The organism is Luteibacter sp. CQ10, assembly GCF_040900725.1.
Taxonomy (GTDB): domain Bacteria; phylum Pseudomonadota; class Gammaproteobacteria; order Xanthomonadales; family Rhodanobacteraceae; genus Luteibacter.
The window spans coordinates 1,188,703-1,210,776 of sequence record NZ_JAEUYM010000001.1 but is presented as its reverse complement, the minus strand read 5'-3'; the positions used below and the strand labels follow the sequence as shown (position 1 = coordinate 1,210,776).

Genomic DNA, 22,074 nt, shown 5'->3' with positions numbered 1-22,074 from the left:
GCGGCCTCAGGAATGGCCGAGCATCTCGGTGACCGCCGCGAGGATGTCCCGCGACGACGCCGGCTTGGCCAGGAACTTCCTCGGCTTGAGCGAGTCGGGCACGAGCGCCGGATCGGACGCGGAGAAGAGCACGTAAGGTATCTCACGCTCCTGCAGGTGCGTGGCCAGGGGAAACACGTCGCCGTCGACCAGGTTCACGTCGAGAAGGGCCATGGCGGGCATGTCGAGGGCCAAGGCGGACTGAGCCTGCCTCAGGGAGGGAAACGGACCGATGACGGTCGCCCCCGCGTCTTCGAGCAGCTCCTGCAACAGCGAACCGATGATGGGATCGTCTTCCGCCAGGAGGACCGCGCATCCACGCAGTGCGCTGACCCCGCTCACCGCCCGTCTCCCTGGGATACGGTAGGCCTGCGCGGAAGGCGGACCTCGAAACGCACGAAAGCGTCGGCGTTTTCGGCGCGCACCGCGCCGCCATGGGCACGCACGAACTGGTCGACGATATAGAGCCCCAGGCCCAGTCCCTGGCTGGGATTGAACGCTCCCTTGAACGGCTCGAACAGGCGCGGGAGAAGCGCATCGCCGATGCGCCCGGCGTTACGCACGCCGATGACGAGCACATCGGCATGCGTGCCGTCCACGTGCACGGCGATCTCCCCGCCCTGCCCGTGCTGCACGGCATTGCCCAGCAGATTGGCAATCACCTGGCCCACGCGCACCTCGTCGAAGCGTCCGCCCAGGTCACCCTCGGTGGTCAGCGCGATGTCGCGATCGGGATGGGCCCGCTGCGTCTCGTCCACCACGTCGGCGCAGATCCGCCCGAGGTCGACCGCCTTCAGGTCCATCGCCAGCACCGACGAACGGATGCGGGAGAAATCGAGCATCTGTTCGATCATCCGCGCCATGCGCATCGCGCTGGTCTTGACGTGGGATGCCGTCCTGGCCAATCCCGTGCCGGCGGCTTCGTCGGTGAGCCGATCCGCGCAGAGGCTGATCGCCGAGAGCGGCGTGCGCAGGTCATGGGTCAGCACCGCCACCATCGTTTCGTTGAGCTCGAGCGCCCGCTCCAGTTGCTCGTTGCGCGCTTCCAGCTCCAGCCGCTGCCGGTGGAGCTGGATGAAGACGTCGACCTTGCCGGTGATCACCCGGGGCTCGATGGGCTTGTGCAGGAAATCGACCGCGCCGGTGTCGTAGCCCTTGAAGGAACGGGCGGGGTCGCTGGGCGACGCCGTGAGGAAGATGATCGGCACGTGCCGGGTGCGCGAGGATCCGCGCATCAGCTCGGCGAGGGTGAAACCGTCCATCTCCGGCATCTGCACGTCGAGCAGGGCCAGCGCCACGTCGAACCGCAAAAGCAGCTCGAGGGCCTCGGCGCCCGAGGCCGCCTTGAGGATGGCCACGCCGTCGCGCGCGAGCAGCGCCTCCATCGCCGTAAGATTCTGCGGCACGTCGTCGACGATGAGAATGTGCGTCACGTGAGGCGACGGTACCGCCGCCAGCGGTGCACTGTGGATGAAACTCATTGGAAGCTCCCCTGAAGCCTGTCGCACATGTCCCGCAAACGAAGGACGGCATCCGCGCCCGCCAACGCCAGGGCCGACTCGGGCATGGTCGGCACGGCCGCCTCCGACGGGCACTGCACCCACGCCTTGCCGCCGGCCCGGCGAACGGACACCAGGCCCTCGCTGCCGTCGGAGCTTGCGCCGGTGAGAAGGATAGCCAGCAATTGCGTCCCGAACGCGGCCGCCGCGGATTCGAAAAGCACGTCGATCGACGGTCGCGAGAATTTCACCGGCGCGTCGATCGACAGGGCCAGTGTCTGGCGGTCTTCGACCAGCAGATGATAGTCCGGCGGCGCAAAGAACACCGTCCCGGATCGGAGCGGCTGCTTGTCGTCCGCCTCGACGACCGGCAGCAGGCACCGGTAACCGAAAAGTTCCGCGAGCGCGCTGGGCCGATCCGGCGGGATGTGCTGCACGACCACGATCGGCGGCGCGAACGTGGCCGGCAGGCCCTCGAGCAGCACGCGAAGCGCCTGGATGCCACCCGCCGACGCGCCGATGACCACGGCGCCAAAGGGTTCGGGAAGATCGGTCATCCCGGCACCTTGCGCTGGTAGATGCGCTGCTCGGGCGCGAAGGCTTCGAACTTGTCCGCATGCGCGCCGAACTGCAGCGACTCCTTGCTGCCCAGGCCGAGGAATCCCTTCCGGACCAGCGAATCGCAGAACAGTCCCACCGCGCGATCCTGCAGGGCGCGGTTGAAATAGATGAGCACGTTGCGGCACGACACGAAGTGCACTTCGGAAAACACCGAATCCGTGGCCAGGCTGTGGTCGGCGAAGACCACCTGCTGGGTCAGCCGCCGGTCGAACATGGCGTTGCCGTAGGCGGAGGTGTAGTAGTCCGACAGCGATCCCCGCCCTCCGGCCGCCAGGTAGTTGCGGGTGAACTGCGCCACGCGATCGACGCGGTAGGTGCCTCGCTGGGCCTTGGCCAGGGCATCCGGATTGATGTCGGTGGCGTAGATCATCGAGCGTTCGAGCAAGCCCTCTTCGGCCAGGAGGATGGCCAGCGACCACACTTCCTCCCCGCTGCTGCACCCCGCCACCCAGACCTTGATGGAGGGGTACGTCGTCAGCACGGGCACGACCTCTTCCCGGAGGGTACGGAAGTATCCCGGGTCGCGGAACATCTCCGACACCTGCACGGTGAAATACTGTATGGCCTCGGCGAAGAACTCGGGCTCGTGGATGATCCGATGCTGCAGGTCGCTGACCCGCTCGCAGCCGAACCGGGTCATGGCATGGCGAACGCGACGCCTCAGGGAGCTGAAGGCGTAGCCGCGAAAATCGTAGTGATATCGCAGGTAGACGGCATCGAGCAGCAAACGCAACTCGATGTCGAACAATGAGGTGGCCTCGTCGGTCACGGGCGTCGGGCGGAAAAGGCGGTCGCGAATTTAACCCGATTGCCATGTGAAAATTCCGTGGAGGTCATCGCGACGTTCCTTCCACCTGCGAGTTGCCACGCTCCCGCGACCTTTGTCCTGGCACGCCGCATGACCTCTCCCATGAATATCTCGATCCCGGCCGTCAGCGAAGGCCGGCCCTTCCCCCGTGGCGCCGCCTATGATGGGTCAGGCACGAATTTCGCGCTGTTCTCCGCCCACGCCACGCGCGTGGAACTCTGCCTGTTCGACGACGAGGGCCGCGAGACCCGCGTCGACCTGCCCGAGTACACCGACGAGATCTGGCACGGCTACCTGCCGAACGTAAAGCCGGGCCAGCGTTACGGCTACCGTGTGCACGGCCCTTATGAGCCGGCGAAGGGCCACCGTTTCAATCCCAACAAGCTCCTGATCGATCCCTACGCGCGCGAGTTGACCGGCGACCTGGTCTGGTGCGACGAGCTCTACGGCTACACCATCGGCCATCCCGACCAGGACCTCAGCTACGACGAGCGCGACAGCGCCCCCTTCGTACCCAAAGCCGTGGTCGTCGACGATGCGTACGCGTGGGACGGCGACGAACGTCCGCAGCTTCCCTGGGACGACACCGTCATCATGGAAACCCACGTGCGCGGCTACACCATGCGCCACCCGTCGGTGGAAGAGGACATCCGCGGCACCTGTGCCGGACTGGCCACGCCCGCCGTGCTGGAGGGCATCCGCTCGCTCGGCGTCTCGGCGATCGAGCTGTTGCCCATGCATGCCTACCTCGACGACCGCCACCTGCTCGAGGCGGGGCGGCGCAACTACTGGGGCTACAACACCCTCGCCTTTTTCGCCGTGCAGCGACGCTACCTGGCCAGCGGCCATCGGGACGAATTCCGCGACCTCGTGCGCGCGGCGCACCGCGCGGGCCTGGAGGTGATCCTCGACGTGGTCTACAACCACACGGCCGAGGGCAGCGAGCTGGGCCCCACCCTTTCCTTCCGCGGCATCGACAACGTGTCGTACTACCGGCTGGCCGAAGACCCGCGTTTCTACATCAACGACACCGGCACGGGAAACACGTTGAACGTCAGCCACCCGCGCGTGATCCAGATGGTGATGGATTCGCTGCGCTACTGGGTCACCGAGATGCACGTGGACGGCTTCCGCTTCGACCTGGCCACCATCCTGGGACGTGAGCCCACCGGGTTCGACCAGCGTGGCGGCATCCTCGACGCGGTGGCGCAGGATCCGTTGCTGGCCTCGGTGAAGATGATCGCCGAGCCGTGGGACTGCGGCCCCGGCGGCTACCAGGTGGGTCACTTCCCTCCAGGCTGGGCGGAGTGGAACGACCGGTTCCGCGACGACGTGCGGGCGTTCTGGAAGGGCGACGAGGGCACGCTGGCCGACTTCGGCAAGCGCCTCACCGGCTCGGCCGACTTCTTCGACAAACGCGGCCGGCGCCCGTGGGCGAGCGTCAACTTCGTCACCGCGCACGACGGTTTCACCCTGCACGACCTGGTCAGCTACGACGGCAAGCACAACGAAGCCAACGGCGAGGACAACCGCGACGGCTCGGACGACAACCGGTCGTGGAACTGCGGCGTCGAGGGCGATACCGACGACGCGGGCATCCTCGCGCTGCGCGAGCGGCAGATGCGCAACCTGCTCGCCACCCTGTTCCTGTCCAAGGGCACGCCGATGATGCTGGCCGGCGACGAGCGGGCGCAGACCCAGGGCGGCAACAACAACACCTACGGCCAGGACAGCGAGATCGCCTGGATCGACTGGGAGCGCGATCCGACCGAAGGACGCCTGGCCGACTTCGTGCGCGAGCTCACCACGCTGCGCCAGCGTTTCCCCCTGCTCCGCCGCGGCCGGTTCCTCGACGGACGCTACGACGACGACAGCGGCGTGCGCGACATCGTCTGGCTCGCGCCGGACGGAAGCGAAGCGGCCGAGGCCCACTGGACCGATCCGAACGCACGTTCCATCGCCGCGCTCGTCGACGGCCGTGCGCAGCAGACCGGCGTGCGCAAACCCGGCACCGACGTGAGCGTGCTGGTGCTCATCAACGGCTGGAGCGAAGGCGTGGCGTTCCAGCTCCCCCAGCGCGAGGAGTGCCCGACGTGGTCGGTGGTGCTGTCCACGGCACCGGAACTGGCTGCCGGGGTGAAAGGCCAGGGCGGGGAATCCTTCGTCTGTCCGCCGCGAGCCCTGACGGTCATGGTGTGCAGCGCGGAGTGACGACGCCGGGCCTACGGATTCGTCACGTCGCCCGTCGCAACGTCCGGCTACACGGCATGCGGAGACGGTCATGAGCGACAGCAAGAGCCACCGGGGCGGGGCGGATCGTGAGCGGATCAACGTCAACGAGGACTACGAAGTTCGCTACTGGACCCAACAGCTGGGCATCAGCGAATCCAGGTTGCGGGAGGTCGTCGGGCGCGTCGGCCCGATGACCAAGGACGTGCGCGCCGCGCTGAAGTCCTGAGCCTTCCCGCGGTCCCGTTGACGGGGTTCTCACTATCATTGACCGGGCTCTGCAACACTCCACGGGCCCGTACGAGTCGCTTCTCTCTTTTTTTAGACGTCTAAATGACTCCCTGGGCACATGTTCCCGGCCGACCTCGCCCACGGGCCGGCCACGGATCGCCCACGTGGGCCCAAGAGGAGTGATTCGCCGATCATGAACCCGACGATCAAGACGTTGCTGGCCGCGGCCAGCCTGACGCTGGTGGCCGCCCTTCCCGCCCTGGCCAGGGAACGCAACCGCATGCCCGTAGCCGACGGGCCCACCGCCATGGCCCGCGCCCGCGTGGCGGCGGACGTGCTGATGAGCTCCTACGAGCCGGAAAAGGCATGGTTCCCTTCCAGCTGGTGGAACTCCGCGGTGGCCCTGCAGACCATCGGCGACTACATGCAACGTACCGGCGATCGCCGCTACCTCGCCCAGCTGGACAACACCTTCGAGAAGGACAAGGGCGTGTTTCCCGCCGGCGTGCTGTCCGGCGACCCCTTGCTGGGCAACTTCACCAGTCGCGCCATCGACGACTCCGAATGGTGGGGTCTCACCTGGCTGCAGGCCTACGACCTGACACGCAATCCGAAGTACCTCGACATGGCGGTCACCATCGCCAACTACGTCTACGGCTACTGGGACCCCGGCACCTGCGGCGGCGGCGTCTGGTGGAATGCCGAACGCACCTACAAGAACGCCATCACCAACGGCCTGTGGATCCGACTCACCGCCGAACTGCACAACCGCATCCCCGGCGACACGCTCTGGCTGGATCGCTCGCGCACGGCCTGGGCATGGTTCCAGGGCAGCGGCATGATCAACGCCGACGGCCTGGTCAACGACGGCCTCACCGACGCCTGCACCAACAACGGCCAGAACGTGTGGACGTACAACCAGGGCCTGGCGATCGGCGCGGGCCTGGAACTCTGGCGCGCCACCCGCGATCCGAAGATCCTGAGCACCGTGCGTCGCCTGGCCGACGCCGCCGTCGGCCCGAACGCGCTGGTGACCGACGACGGCACGCTGAAGGAAACCTGCGATGCCACGGACCAGAGCTGCGACGACAACGCCAAGCAGTTCAAGGGTATCTTCATGCGCTACTGGACCGATCTGGTCGACACCACGCATGACCGCGGCTACGCCACCTTCCTCGCACGGCAAGCCGACGCGGTATGGAACGACGACCGCGACGCGGCAAACCGCCTCGGCACCCGCTGGACCGGCGCCACGAGCGAAGGGCATCCCAACGTCTTCGACTGGCGCACCCAGGCCAGCGCCCTCAGCGCGCTGATCGGCGACGTGCCGACCCTGACCCCGCTCGCGTCGCTGGCCGCCACCCTGTCGCCCGCGCAGCCGGTGGTCATGCCGTCCGCCTCGGGCGTCACGACCATCCCGCTCGATCTGGGCGTCTCGGCCACCGGCTACTTCCCGCTGATCGCCCTCGCCTCCGTCGACGCACCCGCCGGATGGAAGGCCACACCGCGGGCCACCCTGGTGACCTTGCAGCCGCACGGTAACGCCAACCCGGTCGATCGCAGCGTTTCGTTGAACATCACCGTGCCCAGCGCGGCGACGGACGGGCATCACCCGGTCGACGCGAACCTGGTGGCGGCCGGCCTTCGCTTCACCGCGCAAGCCGACGTGCTGGTGGCGCATGCCATCGATTTCGACACCGGCACCGTCGACGAAAACCCGTGGCTTTTCGATCCCGACGGTTCGCAGAGCAACGGCGTGCAGAACCGCTTCGCCGACGGCCATGCCCATTTCACCTACCGCTTCCCCTTCCCCGTCGACACGAGCGCCGCGCACGTCACGCTGACCATCGATGCGGAGTTCCTCGTGGAAGCCAGCTCGGACAACGTGCACTGGACCACCGTACTCAAGGAAGATCGCCCCGTGACCGACGGCTCGAACAAGGCCGACCGAAGCATCGACCTGACGCCGTTCCTCGGTGACGGCACCGGCGGCTCGAAGCCGGTTTACCTGAGGGTATCGGATGCGTTCCCCGACGACGGCTGGGGCGGACGCGTATATCACGTCACGGCGAACATCACGCAGTGACCTCCGTCGAAGCGGGCCTCGCCGGCCCGCTTCCCGGCGTTACGCGTAGACCATGCCGGTGAGTCGTTCCGATTCGCTCCACAGGCGCTCGGCGGCTTGCCGGTCCAGCGCCTGTGCCGGAACTTTCGCCACGGCGGGGAAGCCACGGACTTCGCTCAGTCTGTCCGGCCCGTAATAGGCGCCGCCCCGGGCCTCATGGGACGTTGCCGCGAAGAGCGTCGGCAAGGCGCCTTGCGCGGCGGGCTGGAACAGGAACCAGAACAGGCGCCGCACCACGCCGGCGGCACTGCGCGGACCGAATCCGTTGGGAATCAGGTCGGTCCTCGAAATGCCCGGATGCGCGCCCATGCTGCGGATGCCCCAACCGGCCGCGTCGGCGCGGCGTTGCAGCTCCAGGGCGAACATCAGGCACGCGAGCTTCGACTGCGCGTAGGCCGACATCGGCGCATAGTCGCGCTCCGATTGCAGGTCGTCGAACCGGATCGCACCGCTCCGGGCCGCGACGCTGGACACGCTGACCACGCGCGCCGCGTTGCCCTTGCGCAACAGGGGCAAGAGTCGGCCCGTCAACGCGAAATGCCCGAGGTAGTTGGTGCCAAGCTGCGATTCGAAACCGTCGACGGTGGTGAGGCGCGTCGGCGGGCTCATGACCGCCGCGTTGTTGATCAGCAGGTCCAGGCCGCCGAGCGAGTCGCGCAACCGCGCGGCGAAGGACTCGATGGACGCGAGGCTTGCAAGATCCAGCACCTCGTAGGTGACGCTCGCACCCGGTACCGTCTCGTGGATGCGCGCCACCGCCGCCGCGCCCCTCGCCGGATTCCTCCCCGCCAGGATGACGTGCGCGCCGGCGCGTGCCAGGGCCAACGCATCCTCGAACCCGAGCCCGCCCGGGCCCGTGACCACCGCCGTGCGGCCTTGCTGCGGCGGGATGTCCGCCGTCGTCCACTTCGCCATAATGGGATTCCCGGTGTGAAGTCGCTTTCGCGCCATGAATATTATTGCACTGAGTGCATTTTTTAATGCACTCAGTGCACGAATGCAAGAGGATCGTTCGCATGCCAGCCCCCGCGTCCCCATGAATACGCTTCCCGACGAAGGGCTGCGTGAGCGCAAGCGGCGGGAAACCCGCCAGCGCATCGCCGAGGCCGGCCAACGGCTCTTCATGATCCACGGTTACGACGCCACGACGCTCGACGCCATCGCCGCCGAGGCGGGCATCTCCCGCCGCACCTTCTTCGCCTACTTCAGGTCGAAGGACGAGATCATCCTGTTCTGGCAGGCCGCCGACTCGGACCGCCTCGTCGCCGATCTTCTCCGGGCATCGCCCGACGCCTCCCCGCTGGACGCGGTGCGCGACATCATGGTGAAGCACATCGCGGGCTACACCACCGAAGAGATGACGGCCGTCGACGATCTCATGCGTTCGAGCGAGGCCTTGCTCGCCCGCAAGCCGGCGTACTACGCGGAGCTGGAGCACGCCATCTACGAGGCGCTGGCCCAGGTGTGGCGACAGCCCGAGCGCCAGGTCGCGCTGCGCATGGTGGCCGTGGTCGCCGTCGGCGCGATGAGGCTGACCCTGCAGGCGTGGCGGGAGCAGACGGGCAAGCGCAGGCCGATCGCCCAGATGCTGCGCGAGACGTTCGAGAGCCTGCGGGTGGAGCCCCGTTAGCCTGGTGACGGATCGTTTCGCGCGGATGTCCCGCCGGCCGCGCGAATGGCGTCCAGCGCCTCCGCGGCCGTCATGGCCTGGCTGAAGAGGAAGCCCTGCGCTTCGTCGCAGCCTTCGCCCAGCAGGGCTACCCGCTGCGCCGCGTCTTCCACGCCTTCGGCGGTCACCTTGACACCCAGGCCGTGTCCCAACCCCATGAGGGCACGCACGATCGCCACGCTCTCCGGTTCGGTCGCCATGCTGTCGACGAAACTGCGGTCGATCTTGATGCGGTCGACCTTGAACGCGCGCAGGTGGTAAAGGCTCGAATAGCCCGTGCCGAAGTCGTCCAGGGCGATGCGCACGCCGGCATCGCGCAAGCCCGTGAGCGCGTGCCGTGCGGCGTGCAGGTCGCGCACCAGCGTGTTTTCGGTGATCTCCAGCTCCAGCCGCGACGGCGGCAAGCCGTATTCATTCAGCGTGTCGGTCACGAAATCGCCGAAATCGGGTCGTTGCAGTTGCACCGGCGAGATGTTCACCGACACCAGCATGTCATCGCCCCACGTGGTGGCATCGCGACACGCCTGCCGCAGCACGCACGTACCCAGGTCGTCGATCACGCCGCACTCTTCGGCCACCGGGATGAAGCGTTCGGGCGGAATATCGCCCCAGCGCGGGTCGTGCCATCGCGCCAACGCTTCGAAACCCATGAGCCGTCCGGTCTCCAGGTCCACCTGGGGCTGGTAATGCACCTCGATGCGCCGCTCGGCGACCGCCTCCCGCAACGCCATTTCCAACTCGGCGCGGGCGCGAATCTGCTCGTCCATGTCGGCCTGGAAATAGTTCATCGACGACACGCGCTCGGCTTTCGCGCGGTAGAGCGCGATGTCCGCGCGACGCACCAGCTCCGCCGCATCCTGCGCATCCTGCGGAAACAGCGCCACGCCGATGCCCACGCCCACCGTGTGCGCCTGGCGATCCAGTTGCACGGGATCGCGCACCGCCTCGATGAGTCGCATGCCGATGCTGGTCACCTCTTCCGGGCCGAACAGGTGCGTGGCCACCACCGCGAACTCGTCGCCGCCCAGCCGGGCCACCAGGTCGTCCTGACGCACGGCGGCCGCCAGGCGCGCCGCGACCACGCGAAGCACCTCGTCGCCGACGGGATGGCCGTACACGTCGTTGATGGCCTTGAAGCGATTGAGGTCGAGCATGAACACCGCATGCAATCGGGCCGCGCCGGGGGGCGCGACGATCGCCGAGGACACCGCTTCGTCGAAGCGGCGCCGATTGGCCAGGCCCGTCAGGGGATCCTGCATCGCCAGCGTGCGCGCATGGCGCTCGGCATCGATCCGGCGCTGCACCTCCCTCGCCTGCACCTGCATACGCCGCCGCATCACGTAGACGAAGGCGGCGACCACCAGGGCGATGATGCCAAGCTCCTCGAGCTCCAGCCCGCCGGCTTCACCCGTCGACATCCCGCGCTTGCGCAGGAAGTCGTACTCCAGCCCGAGAAACACCAGCATGCCGGTGACGGCCAGCACCACGGCGAAGTCCCAGAGCTGAAAGCGATGGCGCATCACCCAATCCCCTACCCCGTTGTGCATAGATGTCTCCGGCCACGCCATCCATGTGCCTGGGTCACGGTGAAGTGGACGACAACTTCGTGGGATGGCGGCCGATTTTGCATAACCGCAGCGACGTTCCCTGCTCGACGGGCCTATCACCCCTCCCGCCGTAGATTCACGACATGGATATCGCCGCCACGATCGTCGATCTTCTCCGCGAGCGCGCTCCGAATGCCTCGATCTGTCCGTCCGACGTGGCCCGCGCGCTCGCGAGCGACGAACGCGCATGGCGCGCCCTGATGCAGCCGGTGCGCGACGAAGCCGTCGCGCTGGCGCGCGAAGGCTGTATCGTCATGACGCAGCGCTCGCGCGAGGTCGGCCCCGACGAGGCCATTCACGGCCCCATTCGGCTTCGGCGAGGGCCCGCGTTCCCCCATTGAGCCGATCACTCAGGAACGGGCGGGAGACGGCGTGGGGACGTCGTCGCTGACGGCCGCGGGTTCGAATCTCAGCGTTCCCGCCCACCGGTATTGCCCGTCGTGGTCCTTGGGGTGCCGCACGCCGTCGATCACGGGTACCTCATGGAAATCGAAGGGGCTGACGCCGTCCAGGCAAGCCACGTTCACGCCGTATTGCGCGGTATTGGAACGGCGCTGGTGATGCGTGTAGATACCGCATCGCGAACAGAAGAAATGTTCGGCCACTCCCGTATTGAAACGGTAGCGGGTCAGCACGTCTTCACCGCGCAGGAAGTGGATGCCGCCCATCTCCGCCGACACCACGACGGCGCCCCGCATGCGGCAATAGGAGCACGTGCAGCGACGGATCGTATGGAAACCGTCGGTCAAGGTGGCTTCGAATCGCACGGCACCGCAGTGACATTGGCCTGCGTGCACCCGCTTCGTCGTATCGGTCATGGCACGGATCCGTTCGGCATGGTGAAAACTCGCATGGTTTCATGGAATGCGGACCATTATCCGACCTTGGACGGCCTGTCGCTCGGCGCCTCAGCCGCGCATGATCCCCAGCAGCTCGTTGGCTTCTTCCTCGGTGACCGCGTCGGCCTCGACCAGGAACGCGACGGACCGTGCGCTTTCCACGTCATGGAGTACCGTGGGGCCTTCATGGCGGAAATCGCCCTCGACCCGTCCGCCCAGCGTCAGGAAGCCGGCTTCGACCGAACCCACCGTGAAGCCCCCGGCGCGCTCGATGAGCGCCATGCGAAGTTCTTCATGAAACCAGATGACCTTGCCTAGCATGAACCACCTTCCGTATCGCCGGTTGGGGAGGCCGGCATCGATCCTGTGTCGGCCTTCCCGGAGTTCGCTTGAATAAGCCAACCTTCACATTTGCGAAAACGGCGGGAAAAAGCGACATGTCGGACGACGCCATGGATAATGGCGCCTCCTTCGGAGGGCATCGACATGAATCGTTCCATGGCATGGGTCGCCACCGCCGTCATGCTGGGCGTCGTCGGCATGCCTCCCGTGCAGGCGGGCACGGCCACGTCACCGAAGGCGTCGGGTATCTATCCGCTCGTGCCGGGCATTTTCGTCGTCCGGGGAACCGATTGCGGCAGCCCGTCCAACGCGGCGATCAAGCTCTACGACGGCAAGGGCCTCGGCACCGCCCATACCAGCGCCTGCGTCGCCCGCGTGACCTCCACGACAAAAACAAAGGCCGGTACGTCGTTCGACGTGAGCCAGACGTGCAACGACGCGGGCGACGGTTCCGGCAAGCCGTTCACGGAAAAACAGACGATCGTGGTCAGGGATGCGACGCATTTTTCGATGCCGGGCACGAGCGGTGGCAAGTACGCTTACTGCCCGGTCGATGCCCTTCCCGACGATCTTCGCAGCGTGCTGCCTTCGACCCATGCCGGTACCTGAGCGAAAGCACGCCGTCCTAAGGAAGCCGCGATAAGGTGTGGCTCGATGGCCAGGATGAAGAAGAAAATCGACCTGCCCCAAAAAGTGTGTGCCGCCTGTGGACGTCCCTTCAGCTGGCGCCGGAAGTGGGCGCGCGATTGGGTCGAGGTGCGCTACTGCTCGGACCGGTGCCGGCAGGCGAGGAAAAAAGCACCCTCGACGTCATGACGGCACCCACCACCGCCTGCGTGTCGACGCATAGGTTACCGACTCGCGCGCGCAGGCCATCGCCATTCGGGCTCACTCAGCACTTCGGCGAAATAGTTGGACACCGCTTCCACCTTGGCCGGCCGATTGCGGGTCGTCGGTGAAACGAAATAGAGCCCCCCACCCTGATGCTCCCAATCGGTGAGCAAGGGCACGAGGCGTCCGTCGCGCAGGTATTCCGCGGCGATGAACTCGGGCAGTTCCGCTACCGCGTGGCCGGCGAGCAATACCGGCAACGCGGCCTCCATGTTGGTCGTCCGCAGCCGTCCAAGGGGATGCACGACTTCTTCCGTGCGCCCTTTGCGAAAGCGCCACACGTCGCTACCCGCGCGGAAGGCGTACGCAAGGCAATCGGCAGGTTCCAGATCGCGCGGATGCCGTGGCTTTCCATGCCGCTCGATGTACGCCGGCGCGGCGACGGTGAAGCGCGACACGTCGCAGAGGTGTCGCGCGGCCAGCGACGAATCGGGCAACGACGCGATGCGCAGCGCCGCGTCGAAACCGTCGCCGATGATGTCGACGACGGCATCGGAAAGATGCAGGTCGACGGACAACTCCGGATAACGCGTCAGCAACCCCGGCAGCACCGGCGCCACCCATCGCAAGCCGAAGGACATCGGCACGGCGAGTCGAACCGTGCCTCGGGGCGACGCGGACTGGTCGCGGGCCAGCGCTTCCGCCTCTTCGGCATCGCGGTAGATCTGCGCCGCGCGTTCCAGCAGCGTCGAACCGAAGGCCGTCAGCGCCAGTTGGCGGGATGTCCGGTTGAAGACGCGCGCCCCGAGACGCTTCTCCAGGCGAGCGATGGCGCGTGACAGCGTCGGCACGGAGAGATCGAGGTCGCGGGCCGCCGCAGCGAAGGAGCGAAGCTCGGCGATCTTGGCGAAGAGGGCCAGGCCCTCGAAGTCAGGCAATCGGGACATATCAATTCTGCAACGATGGTTTTCATTTGATTCTATTTCGTTACCGGCGGTTCGTCGATAACGTATGCACCATCAACCACATACACATCGAGGTAGCCACCATGTCACGCAAGCTCGAAAACAAGATCGCCGTCGTCACGGGCGGCAGTACCGGCATCGGCCTGGAAACGGCCCGCCAATTCGCCCACGAGGGCGCCACGGTCTACATCACCGGCCGCCGCAAGGCCGAACTCGACGCCGCGGCCGCCTCCATCGGCCCGCAAGCCATCGGCATCCAGGTCGACTCGGCGAAGCTGGGCGACCTCCAGCACCTCGTCGACACCATCAAGGCGGACCACGGCCGGATCGACGTGCTCTTCGTCAACGCGGGCGGCGGTTCGATGCTGCCGCTGGGCGCCATCACCGAGGAGCATTTCGACGACACCTTCAATCGCAACGTCAAGGGCACCTTGTTCACGGTGCAGACCGCGCTGCCGATCCTAGCCGACGGGGCGTCCGTGATCCTCACCGGCTCGACCGCCGGCAGCAGCGGCACGCCCGCCTTCAGCGTCTATGCCGCCACCAAGGCCGCCGTGCGCTCGTTCGTGCGCAACTGGATCCTGGACGTGGACAAGAGCCGCAAGATCCGCTTCAACACCCTGAGCCCGGGCCCGATCCGCACACCCGGCCTGGTCGATCTCGCCGGTCCCGACGCGGCTCAGCAACAGGGTCTGCTCGATTACCTCGCCAGCCAGGTGCCGATGGGGCGCGTGGGTGAGCCGATCGAAATCGCTCGTGCCGCCGTGTTCCTCGCCTCGGACGACGCCAGCTTCGTCAACGGCACGGAGTTCTTCGTCGACGGTGGACAGGCGCAGGTGTAACCGCACGAATCCGCCGAGGTCGCCACCGGCGATCACGGCGGAACGAGACGGCGGGTTCAGCGCCGACAGGCCATTACCTTCGCTTCGGTGTTCGGGGCGGAGGTGATGTCTTTTACCCGGACTCCAGGCAACCCCGGATCGACCTGAAAACATCAGGATCGGACCGCAAAGCGCAGGATGATGCCTTGCCGTCGGGAGCACCGCGGCAAGAATGGGCAGCTCCCAACGCCCCTTTCGAGCAAGGTTTCCGTGATCAAGATCCTTATCGCCGCGATCGCCATCTCGGCCGCTACCGCAGCGACGTACGACACCAGCGGCATGGACAGGAACGTCCGGCCTGGCGACGACTTCTACCTTTACGCCAACGGCGCCTGGCAGCGCGACACTCCCGTGCCGCCGGAGGATGGCGTGGTCCGGGGCGATGCCCTTGCTCGCAAGGCGTCCATCCAGCGCCTGACCTCCATCGTGAAGGAGGAAGCAAACCGCCCCGCCTCGCGGGCCGGCATGCTCTTTCGCGCCTATACCGACGAAGTCACGATCAACCGCCTCGGATTGAAGCCCGTGATGCCGATGATCGACGAGGTCATGGCGCTTCGCACGCGTGACGACCTTGCCGAGGCCATGGCGAGGTTTGCCCGCCGCGGCACGGACACCCTTTTTTCCGGCTACGCCGGTGGCGATGACCGCCATCCCGACCGCAACACGCTATGGTGGTCGAGCGCGGGCCTGGGCATGGGCGACCGGGGCTACTACCAGCCCGACGGTCCCCGGGGAACGGAGGCCCTCGGCGCTTACACGACCTACGTGCGGAAGCTCCTGACCGTCGCGGGCATCGAGGATTCCGCTCCCCTGGCCGAACGCGTCGTATCGTTCGAGCGCGAACTTGCCGCGCCGAAACCGCCGGAGGCCGGCGAGGTCATCTTCGACGAAGTCTCCGCGACCGACCTCGGGCGCCGCATGCCGGGCATCGACTGGGCGCGCGTCATACGTGCGTTCGGATGGCCCGCAGGGCGTCGCATGCGCATCGAAGAACCGGCGGTCATGAAGTCCCGCATGGCGGCCTTTACCCGGGCGCCTCTCGATACGTTGCGCGCCTACCTCATCGTCCACCTGCTCGACGCCTATGCGCCGTACCTGTCCGATGACGTGAAGGACCTGGCGTTCAACTTCAACAAGGGTTTCCTGCGTGGCATCCAGGTGCAGAAGAGCCGCGAGGAGACGGGCACGCTTCTGGTGGACGATCTGGTTCCGGACGAGATCGAACGGATCTACGTGGCCCGTTATTTTCCCCCCGAAAGCAAGGCCCGCATCCGGGAACTCGCGGACAACGTCAAGGCGGCCTTCGGCAAGCGCCTGGCCGGCGAAGGCTGGATGGATGCGAAAACGAAGAAACGCGCGCTCGCGAAGCTGGCGAACGTCCGCATCGAGATCGGCTATCCCGACGTCTGGAACGACTACGCAGGGCTCGACTTCAAGGAGGGCGACCTGCTCGGCGATGTCATCGGAACGAAAGAATGGAGCTGGCAATACAAGCTCGGCAAGCTCGACAAGCCCGTCGACCGTCGTGGGTGGGATTGCCTCGAACCGTCCACGGTCAATGCATGTTCCGACACGGGGCGCCTCGTGCTCTATTTCCCGGCGGCCTACCTGCAGCCGCCGCTGTTCGACCCCGGATACGACGCCGCCGACGTCTATGGCCGCCTCGGTTCGACCATCGGCCATGAGCTGACCCACCAGTTCGACCCCAACGGCGCGACGGTCGACGAGAACGGTATCCGCAATCCCTGGTGGCCCGCGCCCGTCCAGGAGGCCTTCCTCTCGCGCACCCGGCGGCTGGAGGAACAGTACGGCCGCTATGAGGTCGCGCCGGGGCTACACGTCGACGGCAGACGCACCATCGGCGAAAACACCGCCGACCTCGGCGGCCTGAACATCGCCTTCGACGCCTTCCGCGCATCCCTGGCGGGTCGGGAGCTTCCGGTCATTGACGGTTTGACCGGCAACCAGCGCTTCTTCATCGCTTACGCCGAAGACCACCGGGTGAAGTTCAGCGATGCGCGGCTTCGCGCTCAGCTGCTCAACGATCACGCCCCGGGACACGAACGTGCATGGGAGGTGCGCAATATCACCGCCTGGTACGACGCGTTCGACGTCAAACCCGGCGACGGCCTCTACCTCGCACCGAAGGACCGGGTGAGCATCTGGTAGCGCCCGGGTGGGACCGCCCCTGCACCCGTGCGATTTCCAACCTCAGGATCGAACCGAAAGCGCAGAAACGTTCCTTGTGGGCGGCCCCGATTCGGCAACAATGACCCCATCGGGGCACACCGTTCGCGACATCCCGTGCGATTCATGCCGAATCGTCTGCCCGCACCGGGCCTCATCCACCCAGAGCCTATTCATGAAAACGCACTTCCTGAGCGCCGCCATCGCGACCGCGCTCATCGCTACCCTTCCCGCCACGACCCTCGCCGCCACGTCGCCGACCCGGGCAGCCCCGTTGGTCGATGTCCGTGGCGTGGACCACGTGGGCATCAACGTGCCGGACGTCGAGGCGGCCAGTCGGTTCTTCACCGACATGTTCGGCTTCGTTCCGGTGACGGAAATGCGCGACATCCCGGTGGATGCCGCGTTCAAGAAGACCTTCCACATGCATGACGATGCGAAGGTCAAGAGCATCCGCATGCTGCGCGCGGGCGACGGCGCCAACATCGAGCTCTTCCAGTACGACTCGCCGCACGCCGTCGTCCAGGAGCCCTACTACGACGACATCGGTGCGTCGCACATCGCGCTTTACACCGACGACATCGACAAGGCCGTCGCCGCACTTCGCGCCAAGGGGGTGACCGTGCTTACCGACCCCATCCGGATGACGCAGGGACCGGCGTCGGGCAACGCGTGGGTTTATTTCCTCACGCCCTGGGGTTCGAAGATGGAACTGGTCAGCTATCCGAATGGCCAGGCCGGGGAGCAGACCGCCGGGGTGCACCTGTGGAAGGCGCCGCGTCAGGCAACGTCGGAAGCCATGAGCCAGGCGGCGGCGGAAAAGGTGATCCGTACCTACGTCACCATGCTCAACGACCCCGACGCCGCGAGCCGTGCGCGCACGATCGATGCGACGTATACCGATGACACGGTCTTCAACGACCCGGAAGGATTCATCCAGGGCAAGGCCGAACTCAATACGCTCGTGGGGAATCTGCAATCCGCGCACAAGGGCTCCATGTTCCGCATCAACGGCCCCATCGTCGTTCAGCACGGCACCGCCCGCGTGCCCTGGACGTACGGTCCGGCGTCCGCCCCCAAAACCATTATCGGCGAGGACATCGTCACCCTGGTCGACGGCAAGGTCGCGTCGACCGTGGTGTTCCTGCTGTCCGTTCCGCACTGACCACCGGGACCACGTCATGATTCACGCCCCCTGCTCGGCGCTGTACCTGCACTACGTGGTGAAGGACGGCAAGGTCGACGAGATGCTCGGCCACCTCCGCACCATCCTCAACGAATGCGCCAAGGAAGACGACTTCATCACCGCCGTCCTGCATCAGTCGCCGGAACGCCCGCTGGAACTGACGCTCTATGAGCTCTGGCGCGGCACGAAGGAGGAATTCGCCCGGACCCAGGGCAACCGCCCCTACCGAAAGGCCTATCTCGAGGCGACGCTGCCCCTGGTCGAGGGCGTCAAGGTGACCTGGGACGTGCCCGTCCAGGTCTGGGGAGAGTTCGGTCCGCTCGGCTAGGGCCACCCGGATGAGCACTTCCCGGGTGACGGTCGTGTTCGACGCGTACTGGACCGGCCCCTTGCGATGTCCATAAGCTACCGATGCACGGGCAATCGCTACGCCCTCCCGGCCACCGGCCGTTTGGAGACTCCTTGATGGACATCGCGCCGAACAACCGCCTCGAACGTTTCATGCCGCTGCCGGAGAACGTGGTGTCGCTCGACATGCGGCGCCACCAATGGAGCGGTGCGCGCGTCGATGTCCATGAACAACGAAGCGTCGGTCGCGTCTCCTATCACCTGTGCTACGAGAAGGAGACGCGGTTGTCGGCCCTGCTCGCGGAGTCGGGAACGAGGCGGGCCGAGCCGAGGCTGAGCGCGAACAAGCCCTGCACCGTCGAATACCAGCCGCGTCACATGACGCTCGTCCCGGCAGGCATGGACCTGTGGGGCCATTCCGACGATATCCGCTACATGAAGGACGCGACGATCGCCTTCGACCTCGACGTGCTCGAGCGGCGATTCGAGGGATTGTTCGACCGCCGCGTGTTTCTCGCACCCCGCGTGCGCATGACCGACACGCGCATCGCATCCATTCTGCAATTGCTGAGCGAGGTCGTCGACAACGACGATCCCTCCGTGCAGCTCTATGGCGACGGCCTCATCGCCAGTCTCGTCGCGTGCCTCATGAGCCCCCGGCGGCCCGTCGAACAGCCCGGCGGAGGATTGGCCCCATGGCAGCTCCGGCGCATCACCCGGTTCCTCCACGACCGCCTTCCCGAACGCGTCGATCTCGCCGAACTGGCCGCCCTCGCCGGACTTTCGACGGCCCACTTCAGCCGGGCGTTCAAGCTCTCGACGGGCCTGGCCCCGTACCAATGGCAACTGGACATGCGCATCCGGCGCGCGCAGCAGCTGCTGACATCGGGTCGCCGCACGCTCGACGAGGTCGCGGAGAGCTGTGGCTTCGCCGATGGGTCGCATTTCGCACGCACCTTCAAGCGCTTCTCGGGCTGCACTCCGTCGGAATGGCGGCGCCAGCGCTCCTAGGCGATACCGCCCGAACAGACCGGATTTGCAAGGCTGAAACGGTGGCATGGCCGGCTTTGCGGCGAATATCCGCCATGCAAGCGCACCATCCACTGGCGTCAGGGCATAAACGGCGTCGCCCTGGTCGTATTCCCAGGCGACACCCGCGGAAAGGTAACTTGACACGTTGCAAGCGGCTGTCTATCCATGCGTGATGCATGCCCAGACGCCGCCACCCCACGCCTTGCGAATCGCACTGGTCGAAGACGACGTGCCGCTACGCGACCTGATCCTGATGCCGGGACTGCGCACGTTCGGCTTCGCCTGCGACGCTTACGGAACGGCATCGGAGTTCACCGATGCCGGACACACCTATGACATCGTCATCCTCGACGTGGGTTTGCCCGATGCGAACGGCTTCGACCTGGCAAATACGCTGCGTGCCCGTTCGAACGTCGGCATCGTGATGCTCACGGGCCGGAGCGCCATCGACGACCGCGTTCGCGGCCTCATGGGCGGTGCGGACGCTTACCTCGCCAAGCCCGTGGACGTCGCCGAGCTGGCCGCGACGCTGCATAGCCTGGGACGACGATTGCAGCCGCCGCGGGACAACGGGTCCGAGCCCGGGCGCAGCCCATGGCACCTCGATGAAAGCGGCTGGTGCCTCGTTTCCCCCAAGGGCCGCTCCGTCGCGTTGAACGACGCCGAGCGCAGGGTCCTCGCCTTGCTGCTCGCCGCCCCGGGGCGGCCGGTGGCGCGAACCGAAATGGCCAGCGCGCTGACGACGGACATCTACGACTTCGATCTCCACCGCCTGGATATGCTCGTGCACCGGCTTCGCGCGAAGATCGCCGACGCTTCGAACGAGTCGCTTCCCCTGCGTGCCGTGCGTGGCGCCGGCTACGTCATGCTGCCCTGACACGCTGGGCCAGGCTGGGCGCCATGGCCACGAGCGCGGCGGGCGCGAACGGCTTCGGCAGGCAATGCACGCTGCGGCCCAAGGCGCGCAGACGATGCGCTTCCGGTTCGGCGGTCGCCGAGATGAGCACGATGGGCGCCGCCGCCGTCTCGAGCCATGCCAGCCGCCCATCGACGTTGCCGGGAAGATGACCGTCACTGATGACCAGATCCCACTCGTCGTTCACCTGGGCTAGCGCATCGACGGCCTCATCGACCGTGCTCGCGCCCATGGCCACATGACCGGCATCGTCGAACGCATCCAGCAGCAGATGGCGTAATTCGATCTCGTCTTCGATCAGCAGGACGCGAAGCGCACGGTGAGCCGGCGTGGCTAACACGGGCATGGGAGCCGCCACCATGGGCAGCCAGAGGCGCACCGTCGTGCCCATTCCCGGCTGGCTCACCACGGCCGCCTGCCCTCCTCCCGCGGCCATGACCTCACGCACGACCGCCAGGCCCAATCCCGTGCCGGCGCCGGCGGGTTTGGTCGTGAAATATGGCTCGAACACCCTCGACGCGACCTCTTCCGGTATGCCTGTTCCATCGTCGCTGAGTTCGACGGTGACACCGGCGACGGCCGAATGCGTCCATGGCCGCACGGTCACCGTGAAAACGCCGGCGGCATCCATCGCGTCACGCGCATTGGCTGCGATGTTCAGCAGCGACAATTCGAACTGCGCGCGATCGATACGGACATGGGCCGCCTGCGGCAGCACATCATGGAGGATGACCGACTGGGGAGACGTGAACAGTTGGCGCAACATGGGAACGGCCTCGGCCACGGCCGCACCCACGTCGATCACCTCGGGACGGGGAGTCTCCCGGCGACTGAAGGTAAGCAGCTTGCGACTGACGGCCGCGCCTCGCCTGGCGGCCAGGGCCATTCCGCCGACCGCGTCGCGCAGGCGACGTGCGTCGGCGCTGTCGCGCACCTGGTCGGCGTAACCGGCGATGACGGCGAGCACGTTGTTGAAATCGTGCGCTACGCCGCTGGCCAGGCGTCCCACGGTTTCCATCTTCTGCGCGTGAAGCAGTTCTTCTTGCGCCAGCTCGCGTGCCAGCATCTCGTCGTGGAGTGCCTTGACGCAGCGGTCGACGATGAACGTGATGGCGAAGTAGCTCATCGCCAACGACGGCAGGTTGGCCGCGCCGATCCATGGCCTCGCATACGCACGGGCCGTCAGCATCAGCACGTCCGTAACGGCGCCGCCGCAGAACATGGCGAGGAGCAGCCCATAGATCGTCCACAGTTGCCGGCGTCCGAGAACCAGGCCGCCAAGCACGATGGTCAGAACGGGGTACGTCTGGTCCAGTAACTGCCGCGTGAGGCCCACGCTGACGTACATGGCCGTCAGCGCCAACAGCATGGCGGCGACGAAGGATTGGACGGCGCGTCGCAATCGGCCGCGACGGATCAACCACAAGGCCAATCCCGCACCGGCCCAGACCACGACATCGGCACCGATATCCACGGCCATGTCTCGCCGCAAGGGCGTACGCACCACCGCCAGGTGATAGGCCCAGTTACCCGGAATCGTCACGAGGATGAAAGCCATCAGGCCTTGCAACGCGGGCGCATAGCGCCGTTCCACCTTGTCCGCGATGGGCGCGCGCTGCAGCCAGTCGACGAATCCCTTCATCCGGTGAATCTTCGTGAGCATCGGTGAATGTCCGTGCGTGTGAAGCGGCGATGACAATCTTACGATCCCCTCGACCC

At 66.4% G+C, this 22,074-nt stretch carries 23 protein-coding genes; 13 read left to right on the top strand and 10 right to left on the bottom strand.

Going from position 1 to position 22,074, the window contains the following annotated elements; all coding sequences use genetic code 11:
* Positions 1-6: 6 nt before the first annotated feature.
* The 4 genes from JNG39_RS05390 to JNG39_RS05375 are packed head-to-tail and all read right to left on the bottom strand — an operon-like array spanning position 7 to position 2,928.
* Positions 7-381 carry a response regulator gene (locus tag JNG39_RS05390; protein WP_368310130.1) on the bottom strand — a complete coding sequence of 125 codons (375 nt, stop codon included), beginning with the start codon at positions 379-381 and terminating at the stop codon, positions 7-9.
* Positions 378-1,520 (bottom strand): response regulator, encoded by a 1,143-nt coding sequence (locus JNG39_RS05385; protein ID WP_368310129.1) that lies wholly within the window; start codon positions 1,518-1,520, stop codon positions 378-380. The genes JNG39_RS05390 and JNG39_RS05385 overlap by 4 nt, the downstream gene beginning before the upstream one ends.
* A complete protein-coding gene (locus JNG39_RS05380; protein WP_368310128.1) occupies positions 1,517-2,095 on the bottom strand; it encodes a chemotaxis protein CheB in 579 nt (192 codons plus the stop codon). Before JNG39_RS05380 ends, JNG39_RS05385 begins: the two co-directional genes overlap by 4 nt.
* Positions 2,092-2,928 carry a protein-glutamate O-methyltransferase CheR gene (locus JNG39_RS05375; protein WP_368310127.1) on the bottom strand — a complete coding sequence of 279 codons (837 nt, stop codon included), beginning with the start codon at positions 2,926-2,928 and terminating at the stop codon, positions 2,092-2,094. Before JNG39_RS05375 ends, JNG39_RS05380 begins: the two co-directional genes overlap by 4 nt.
* 141 nt (positions 2,929-3,069) lie before the next feature.
* Here JNG39_RS05375 and glgX point away from each other — a divergent pair, with 141 nt between their 5' ends.
* The 3 genes from glgX (at position 3,070) to JNG39_RS05360 (ending at position 7,513) form a co-directional block, all read left to right on the top strand.
* Positions 3,070-5,178 (top strand): glycogen debranching protein GlgX, encoded by a 2,109-nt coding sequence (gene glgX, locus JNG39_RS05370; protein ID WP_368310126.1) that lies wholly within the window; start codon positions 3,070-3,072, stop codon positions 5,176-5,178.
* A 70-nt stretch (positions 5,179-5,248) separates the two neighbouring features.
* Positions 5,249-5,425, top strand: coding sequence for a DUF3606 domain-containing protein (locus JNG39_RS05365; protein ID WP_368310125.1), 177 nt, complete (start codon positions 5,249-5,251; stop codon positions 5,423-5,425).
* A 195-nt stretch (positions 5,426-5,620) separates the two neighbouring features.
* A complete protein-coding gene (locus tag JNG39_RS05360; protein WP_368310124.1) occupies positions 5,621-7,513 on the top strand; it encodes a glycoside hydrolase family 76 protein in 1,893 nt (630 codons plus the stop codon).
* Positions 7,514-7,552: 39 nt separating this feature from the next.
* Here the strand turns inward: JNG39_RS05360 and JNG39_RS05355 are convergent, their stop codons facing one another.
* Positions 7,553-8,467, bottom strand: coding sequence for an oxidoreductase (locus JNG39_RS05355; protein WP_368310123.1), 915 nt, complete (start codon positions 8,465-8,467; stop codon positions 7,553-7,555).
* Positions 8,468-8,588: 121 nt separating this feature from the next.
* Between JNG39_RS05355 and JNG39_RS05350 the strand changes: the two genes are divergently transcribed.
* A complete protein-coding gene (locus JNG39_RS05350) occupies positions 8,589-9,182 on the top strand; it encodes a TetR/AcrR family transcriptional regulator (protein WP_368310122.1) in 594 nt (197 codons plus the stop codon).
* Here JNG39_RS05350 and JNG39_RS05345 read toward each other — a convergent pair.
* Positions 9,179-10,741 carry a putative bifunctional diguanylate cyclase/phosphodiesterase gene (locus JNG39_RS05345; RefSeq protein ID WP_368310121.1) on the bottom strand — a complete coding sequence of 521 codons (1,563 nt, stop codon included), beginning with the start codon at positions 10,739-10,741 and terminating at the stop codon, positions 9,179-9,181. The genes JNG39_RS05350 and JNG39_RS05345 overlap by 4 nt on opposite strands.
* 170 nt (positions 10,742-10,911) lie before the next feature.
* On the opposite strand from JNG39_RS05345, the gene JNG39_RS05340 reads away from it, so the two are divergent.
* A complete protein-coding gene (locus JNG39_RS05340; RefSeq protein WP_368310120.1) occupies positions 10,912-11,169 on the top strand; it encodes a DUF3253 domain-containing protein in 258 nt (85 codons plus the stop codon).
* A 9-nt stretch (positions 11,170-11,178) separates the two neighbouring features.
* On the opposite strand, the gene JNG39_RS05335 is transcribed toward JNG39_RS05340, so the two are convergent.
* Together JNG39_RS05335 and JNG39_RS05330 are read right to left on the bottom strand one after the other, a co-directional pair.
* Positions 11,179-11,646 carry a GFA family protein gene (locus JNG39_RS05335; RefSeq protein ID WP_368310119.1) on the bottom strand — a complete coding sequence of 156 codons (468 nt, stop codon included), beginning with the start codon at positions 11,644-11,646 and terminating at the stop codon, positions 11,179-11,181.
* Between the two features lie 90 nt (positions 11,647-11,736).
* Complete coding sequence (locus JNG39_RS05330; protein WP_247374777.1) at positions 11,737-11,988, bottom strand: hypothetical protein; 252 nt, start codon at positions 11,986-11,988, stop codon at positions 11,737-11,739.
* 165 nt (positions 11,989-12,153) lie between these two features.
* Here JNG39_RS05330 and JNG39_RS05325 point away from each other — a divergent pair, with 165 nt between their 5' ends.
* Positions 12,154-12,618, top strand: a complete 465-nt coding sequence (locus tag JNG39_RS05325) for a hypothetical protein (protein WP_368310118.1) — start codon at positions 12,154-12,156, stop codon at positions 12,616-12,618.
* 45 nt (positions 12,619-12,663) lie between these two features.
* A complete protein-coding gene (locus JNG39_RS05320) occupies positions 12,664-12,825 on the top strand; it encodes a DUF2256 domain-containing protein (RefSeq protein ID WP_368310117.1) in 162 nt (53 codons plus the stop codon).
* A 35-nt stretch (positions 12,826-12,860) separates the two neighbouring features.
* Here the strand turns inward: JNG39_RS05320 and JNG39_RS05315 are convergent, their stop codons facing one another.
* Positions 12,861-13,787, bottom strand: coding sequence for a LysR family transcriptional regulator (locus JNG39_RS05315; RefSeq protein ID WP_368310116.1), 927 nt, complete (start codon positions 13,785-13,787; stop codon positions 12,861-12,863).
* Between the two features lie 101 nt (positions 13,788-13,888).
* Here JNG39_RS05315 and JNG39_RS05310 point away from each other — a divergent pair, with 101 nt between their 5' ends.
* From JNG39_RS05310 to JNG39_RS05285, 6 genes are all read left to right on the top strand, one after another.
* Positions 13,889-14,647: an SDR family oxidoreductase gene (locus JNG39_RS05310; protein WP_368310115.1), complete on the top strand. Its 759-nt coding sequence runs from the start codon at positions 13,889-13,891 to the stop codon at positions 14,645-14,647.
* Positions 14,648-14,896: 249 nt separating this feature from the next.
* On the top strand, positions 14,897-16,855 hold the full coding sequence (locus JNG39_RS05305; RefSeq protein WP_368310114.1) for a M13 family metallopeptidase: 1,959 nt from the start codon (positions 14,897-14,899) through the stop codon (positions 16,853-16,855).
* Between the two features lie 193 nt (positions 16,856-17,048).
* Positions 17,049-18,038, top strand: a complete 990-nt coding sequence (locus tag JNG39_RS05300; protein WP_368310113.1) for a VOC family protein — start codon at positions 17,049-17,051, stop codon at positions 18,036-18,038.
* A gap of 16 nt (positions 18,039-18,054) precedes the next feature.
* The gene (locus tag JNG39_RS05295; protein WP_368310112.1) at positions 18,055-18,387 is read left to right on the top strand and encodes a putative quinol monooxygenase; all 333 of its coding nucleotides are present in this window, start codon (positions 18,055-18,057) and stop codon (positions 18,385-18,387) included.
* 137 nt (positions 18,388-18,524) lie between these two features.
* Entirely contained in the window at positions 18,525-19,418 is an 894-nt protein-coding gene (locus tag JNG39_RS05290) for a helix-turn-helix domain-containing protein (RefSeq protein ID WP_368310111.1), read from the top strand.
* Positions 19,419-19,611: 193 nt separating this feature from the next.
* The gene (locus tag JNG39_RS05285) at positions 19,612-20,316 is read left to right on the top strand and encodes a response regulator transcription factor (protein ID WP_368310110.1); all 705 of its coding nucleotides are present in this window, start codon (positions 19,612-19,614) and stop codon (positions 20,314-20,316) included.
* Here the strand turns inward: JNG39_RS05285 and JNG39_RS05280 are convergent.
* Positions 20,303-22,018, bottom strand: coding sequence for an ATP-binding protein (locus JNG39_RS05280; RefSeq protein WP_368310109.1), 1,716 nt, complete (start codon positions 22,016-22,018; stop codon positions 20,303-20,305). The genes JNG39_RS05285 and JNG39_RS05280 overlap by 14 nt on opposite strands.
* Positions 22,019-22,074: the final 56 nt, after the last annotated feature.

Coding starts and splice junctions, on each gene's coding strand:
- JNG39_RS05315 (WP_368310116.1), bottom strand. CDS start 13,787: ATGTCCCGATTGCCTGACTTCGAGGGCCTGGCCCTCTTCGCCAAGATC.
- JNG39_RS05380 (WP_368310128.1), bottom strand. CDS start 2,095: ATGACCGATCTTCCCGAACCCTTTGGCGCCGTGGTCATCGGCGCGTCG.
- JNG39_RS05385 (WP_368310129.1), bottom strand. CDS start 1,520: ATGAGTTTCATCCACAGTGCACCGCTGGCGGCGGTACCGTCGCCTCAC.
- JNG39_RS05290 (WP_368310111.1), top strand. CDS start 18,525: ATGGACATCGCGCCGAACAACCGCCTCGAACGTTTCATGCCGCTGCCG.
- JNG39_RS05280 (WP_368310109.1), bottom strand. CDS start 22,018: ATGCTCACGAAGATTCACCGGATGAAGGGATTCGTCGACTGGCTGCAG.
- JNG39_RS05345 (WP_368310121.1), bottom strand. CDS start 10,741: ATGCGCCATCGCTTTCAGCTCTGGGACTTCGCCGTGGTGCTGGCCGTC.
- JNG39_RS05295 (WP_368310112.1), top strand. CDS start 18,055: ATGATTCACGCCCCCTGCTCGGCGCTGTACCTGCACTACGTGGTGAAG.
- JNG39_RS05325 (WP_368310118.1), top strand. CDS start 12,154: ATGAATCGTTCCATGGCATGGGTCGCCACCGCCGTCATGCTGGGCGTC.
- JNG39_RS05335 (WP_368310119.1), bottom strand. CDS start 11,646: ATGACCGATACGACGAAGCGGGTGCACGCAGGCCAATGTCACTGCGGT.
- JNG39_RS05310 (WP_368310115.1), top strand. CDS start 13,889: ATGTCACGCAAGCTCGAAAACAAGATCGCCGTCGTCACGGGCGGCAGT.
- JNG39_RS05300 (WP_368310113.1), top strand. CDS start 17,049: ATGAAAACGCACTTCCTGAGCGCCGCCATCGCGACCGCGCTCATCGCT.
- JNG39_RS05355 (WP_368310123.1), bottom strand. CDS start 8,467: ATGGCGAAGTGGACGACGGCGGACATCCCGCCGCAGCAAGGCCGCACG.
- JNG39_RS05365 (WP_368310125.1), top strand. CDS start 5,249: ATGAGCGACAGCAAGAGCCACCGGGGCGGGGCGGATCGTGAGCGGATC.
- JNG39_RS05320 (WP_368310117.1), top strand. CDS start 12,664: ATGGCCAGGATGAAGAAGAAAATCGACCTGCCCCAAAAAGTGTGTGCC.
- JNG39_RS05340 (WP_368310120.1), top strand. CDS start 10,912: ATGGATATCGCCGCCACGATCGTCGATCTTCTCCGCGAGCGCGCTCCG.
- glgX (WP_368310126.1), top strand. CDS start 3,070: ATGAATATCTCGATCCCGGCCGTCAGCGAAGGCCGGCCCTTCCCCCGT.
- JNG39_RS05360 (WP_368310124.1), top strand. CDS start 5,621: ATGAACCCGACGATCAAGACGTTGCTGGCCGCGGCCAGCCTGACGCTG.
- JNG39_RS05330 (WP_247374777.1), bottom strand. CDS start 11,988: ATGCTAGGCAAGGTCATCTGGTTTCATGAAGAACTTCGCATGGCGCTC.
- JNG39_RS05350 (WP_368310122.1), top strand. CDS start 8,589: ATGAATACGCTTCCCGACGAAGGGCTGCGTGAGCGCAAGCGGCGGGAA.
- JNG39_RS05285 (WP_368310110.1), top strand. CDS start 19,612: ATGCATGCCCAGACGCCGCCACCCCACGCCTTGCGAATCGCACTGGTC.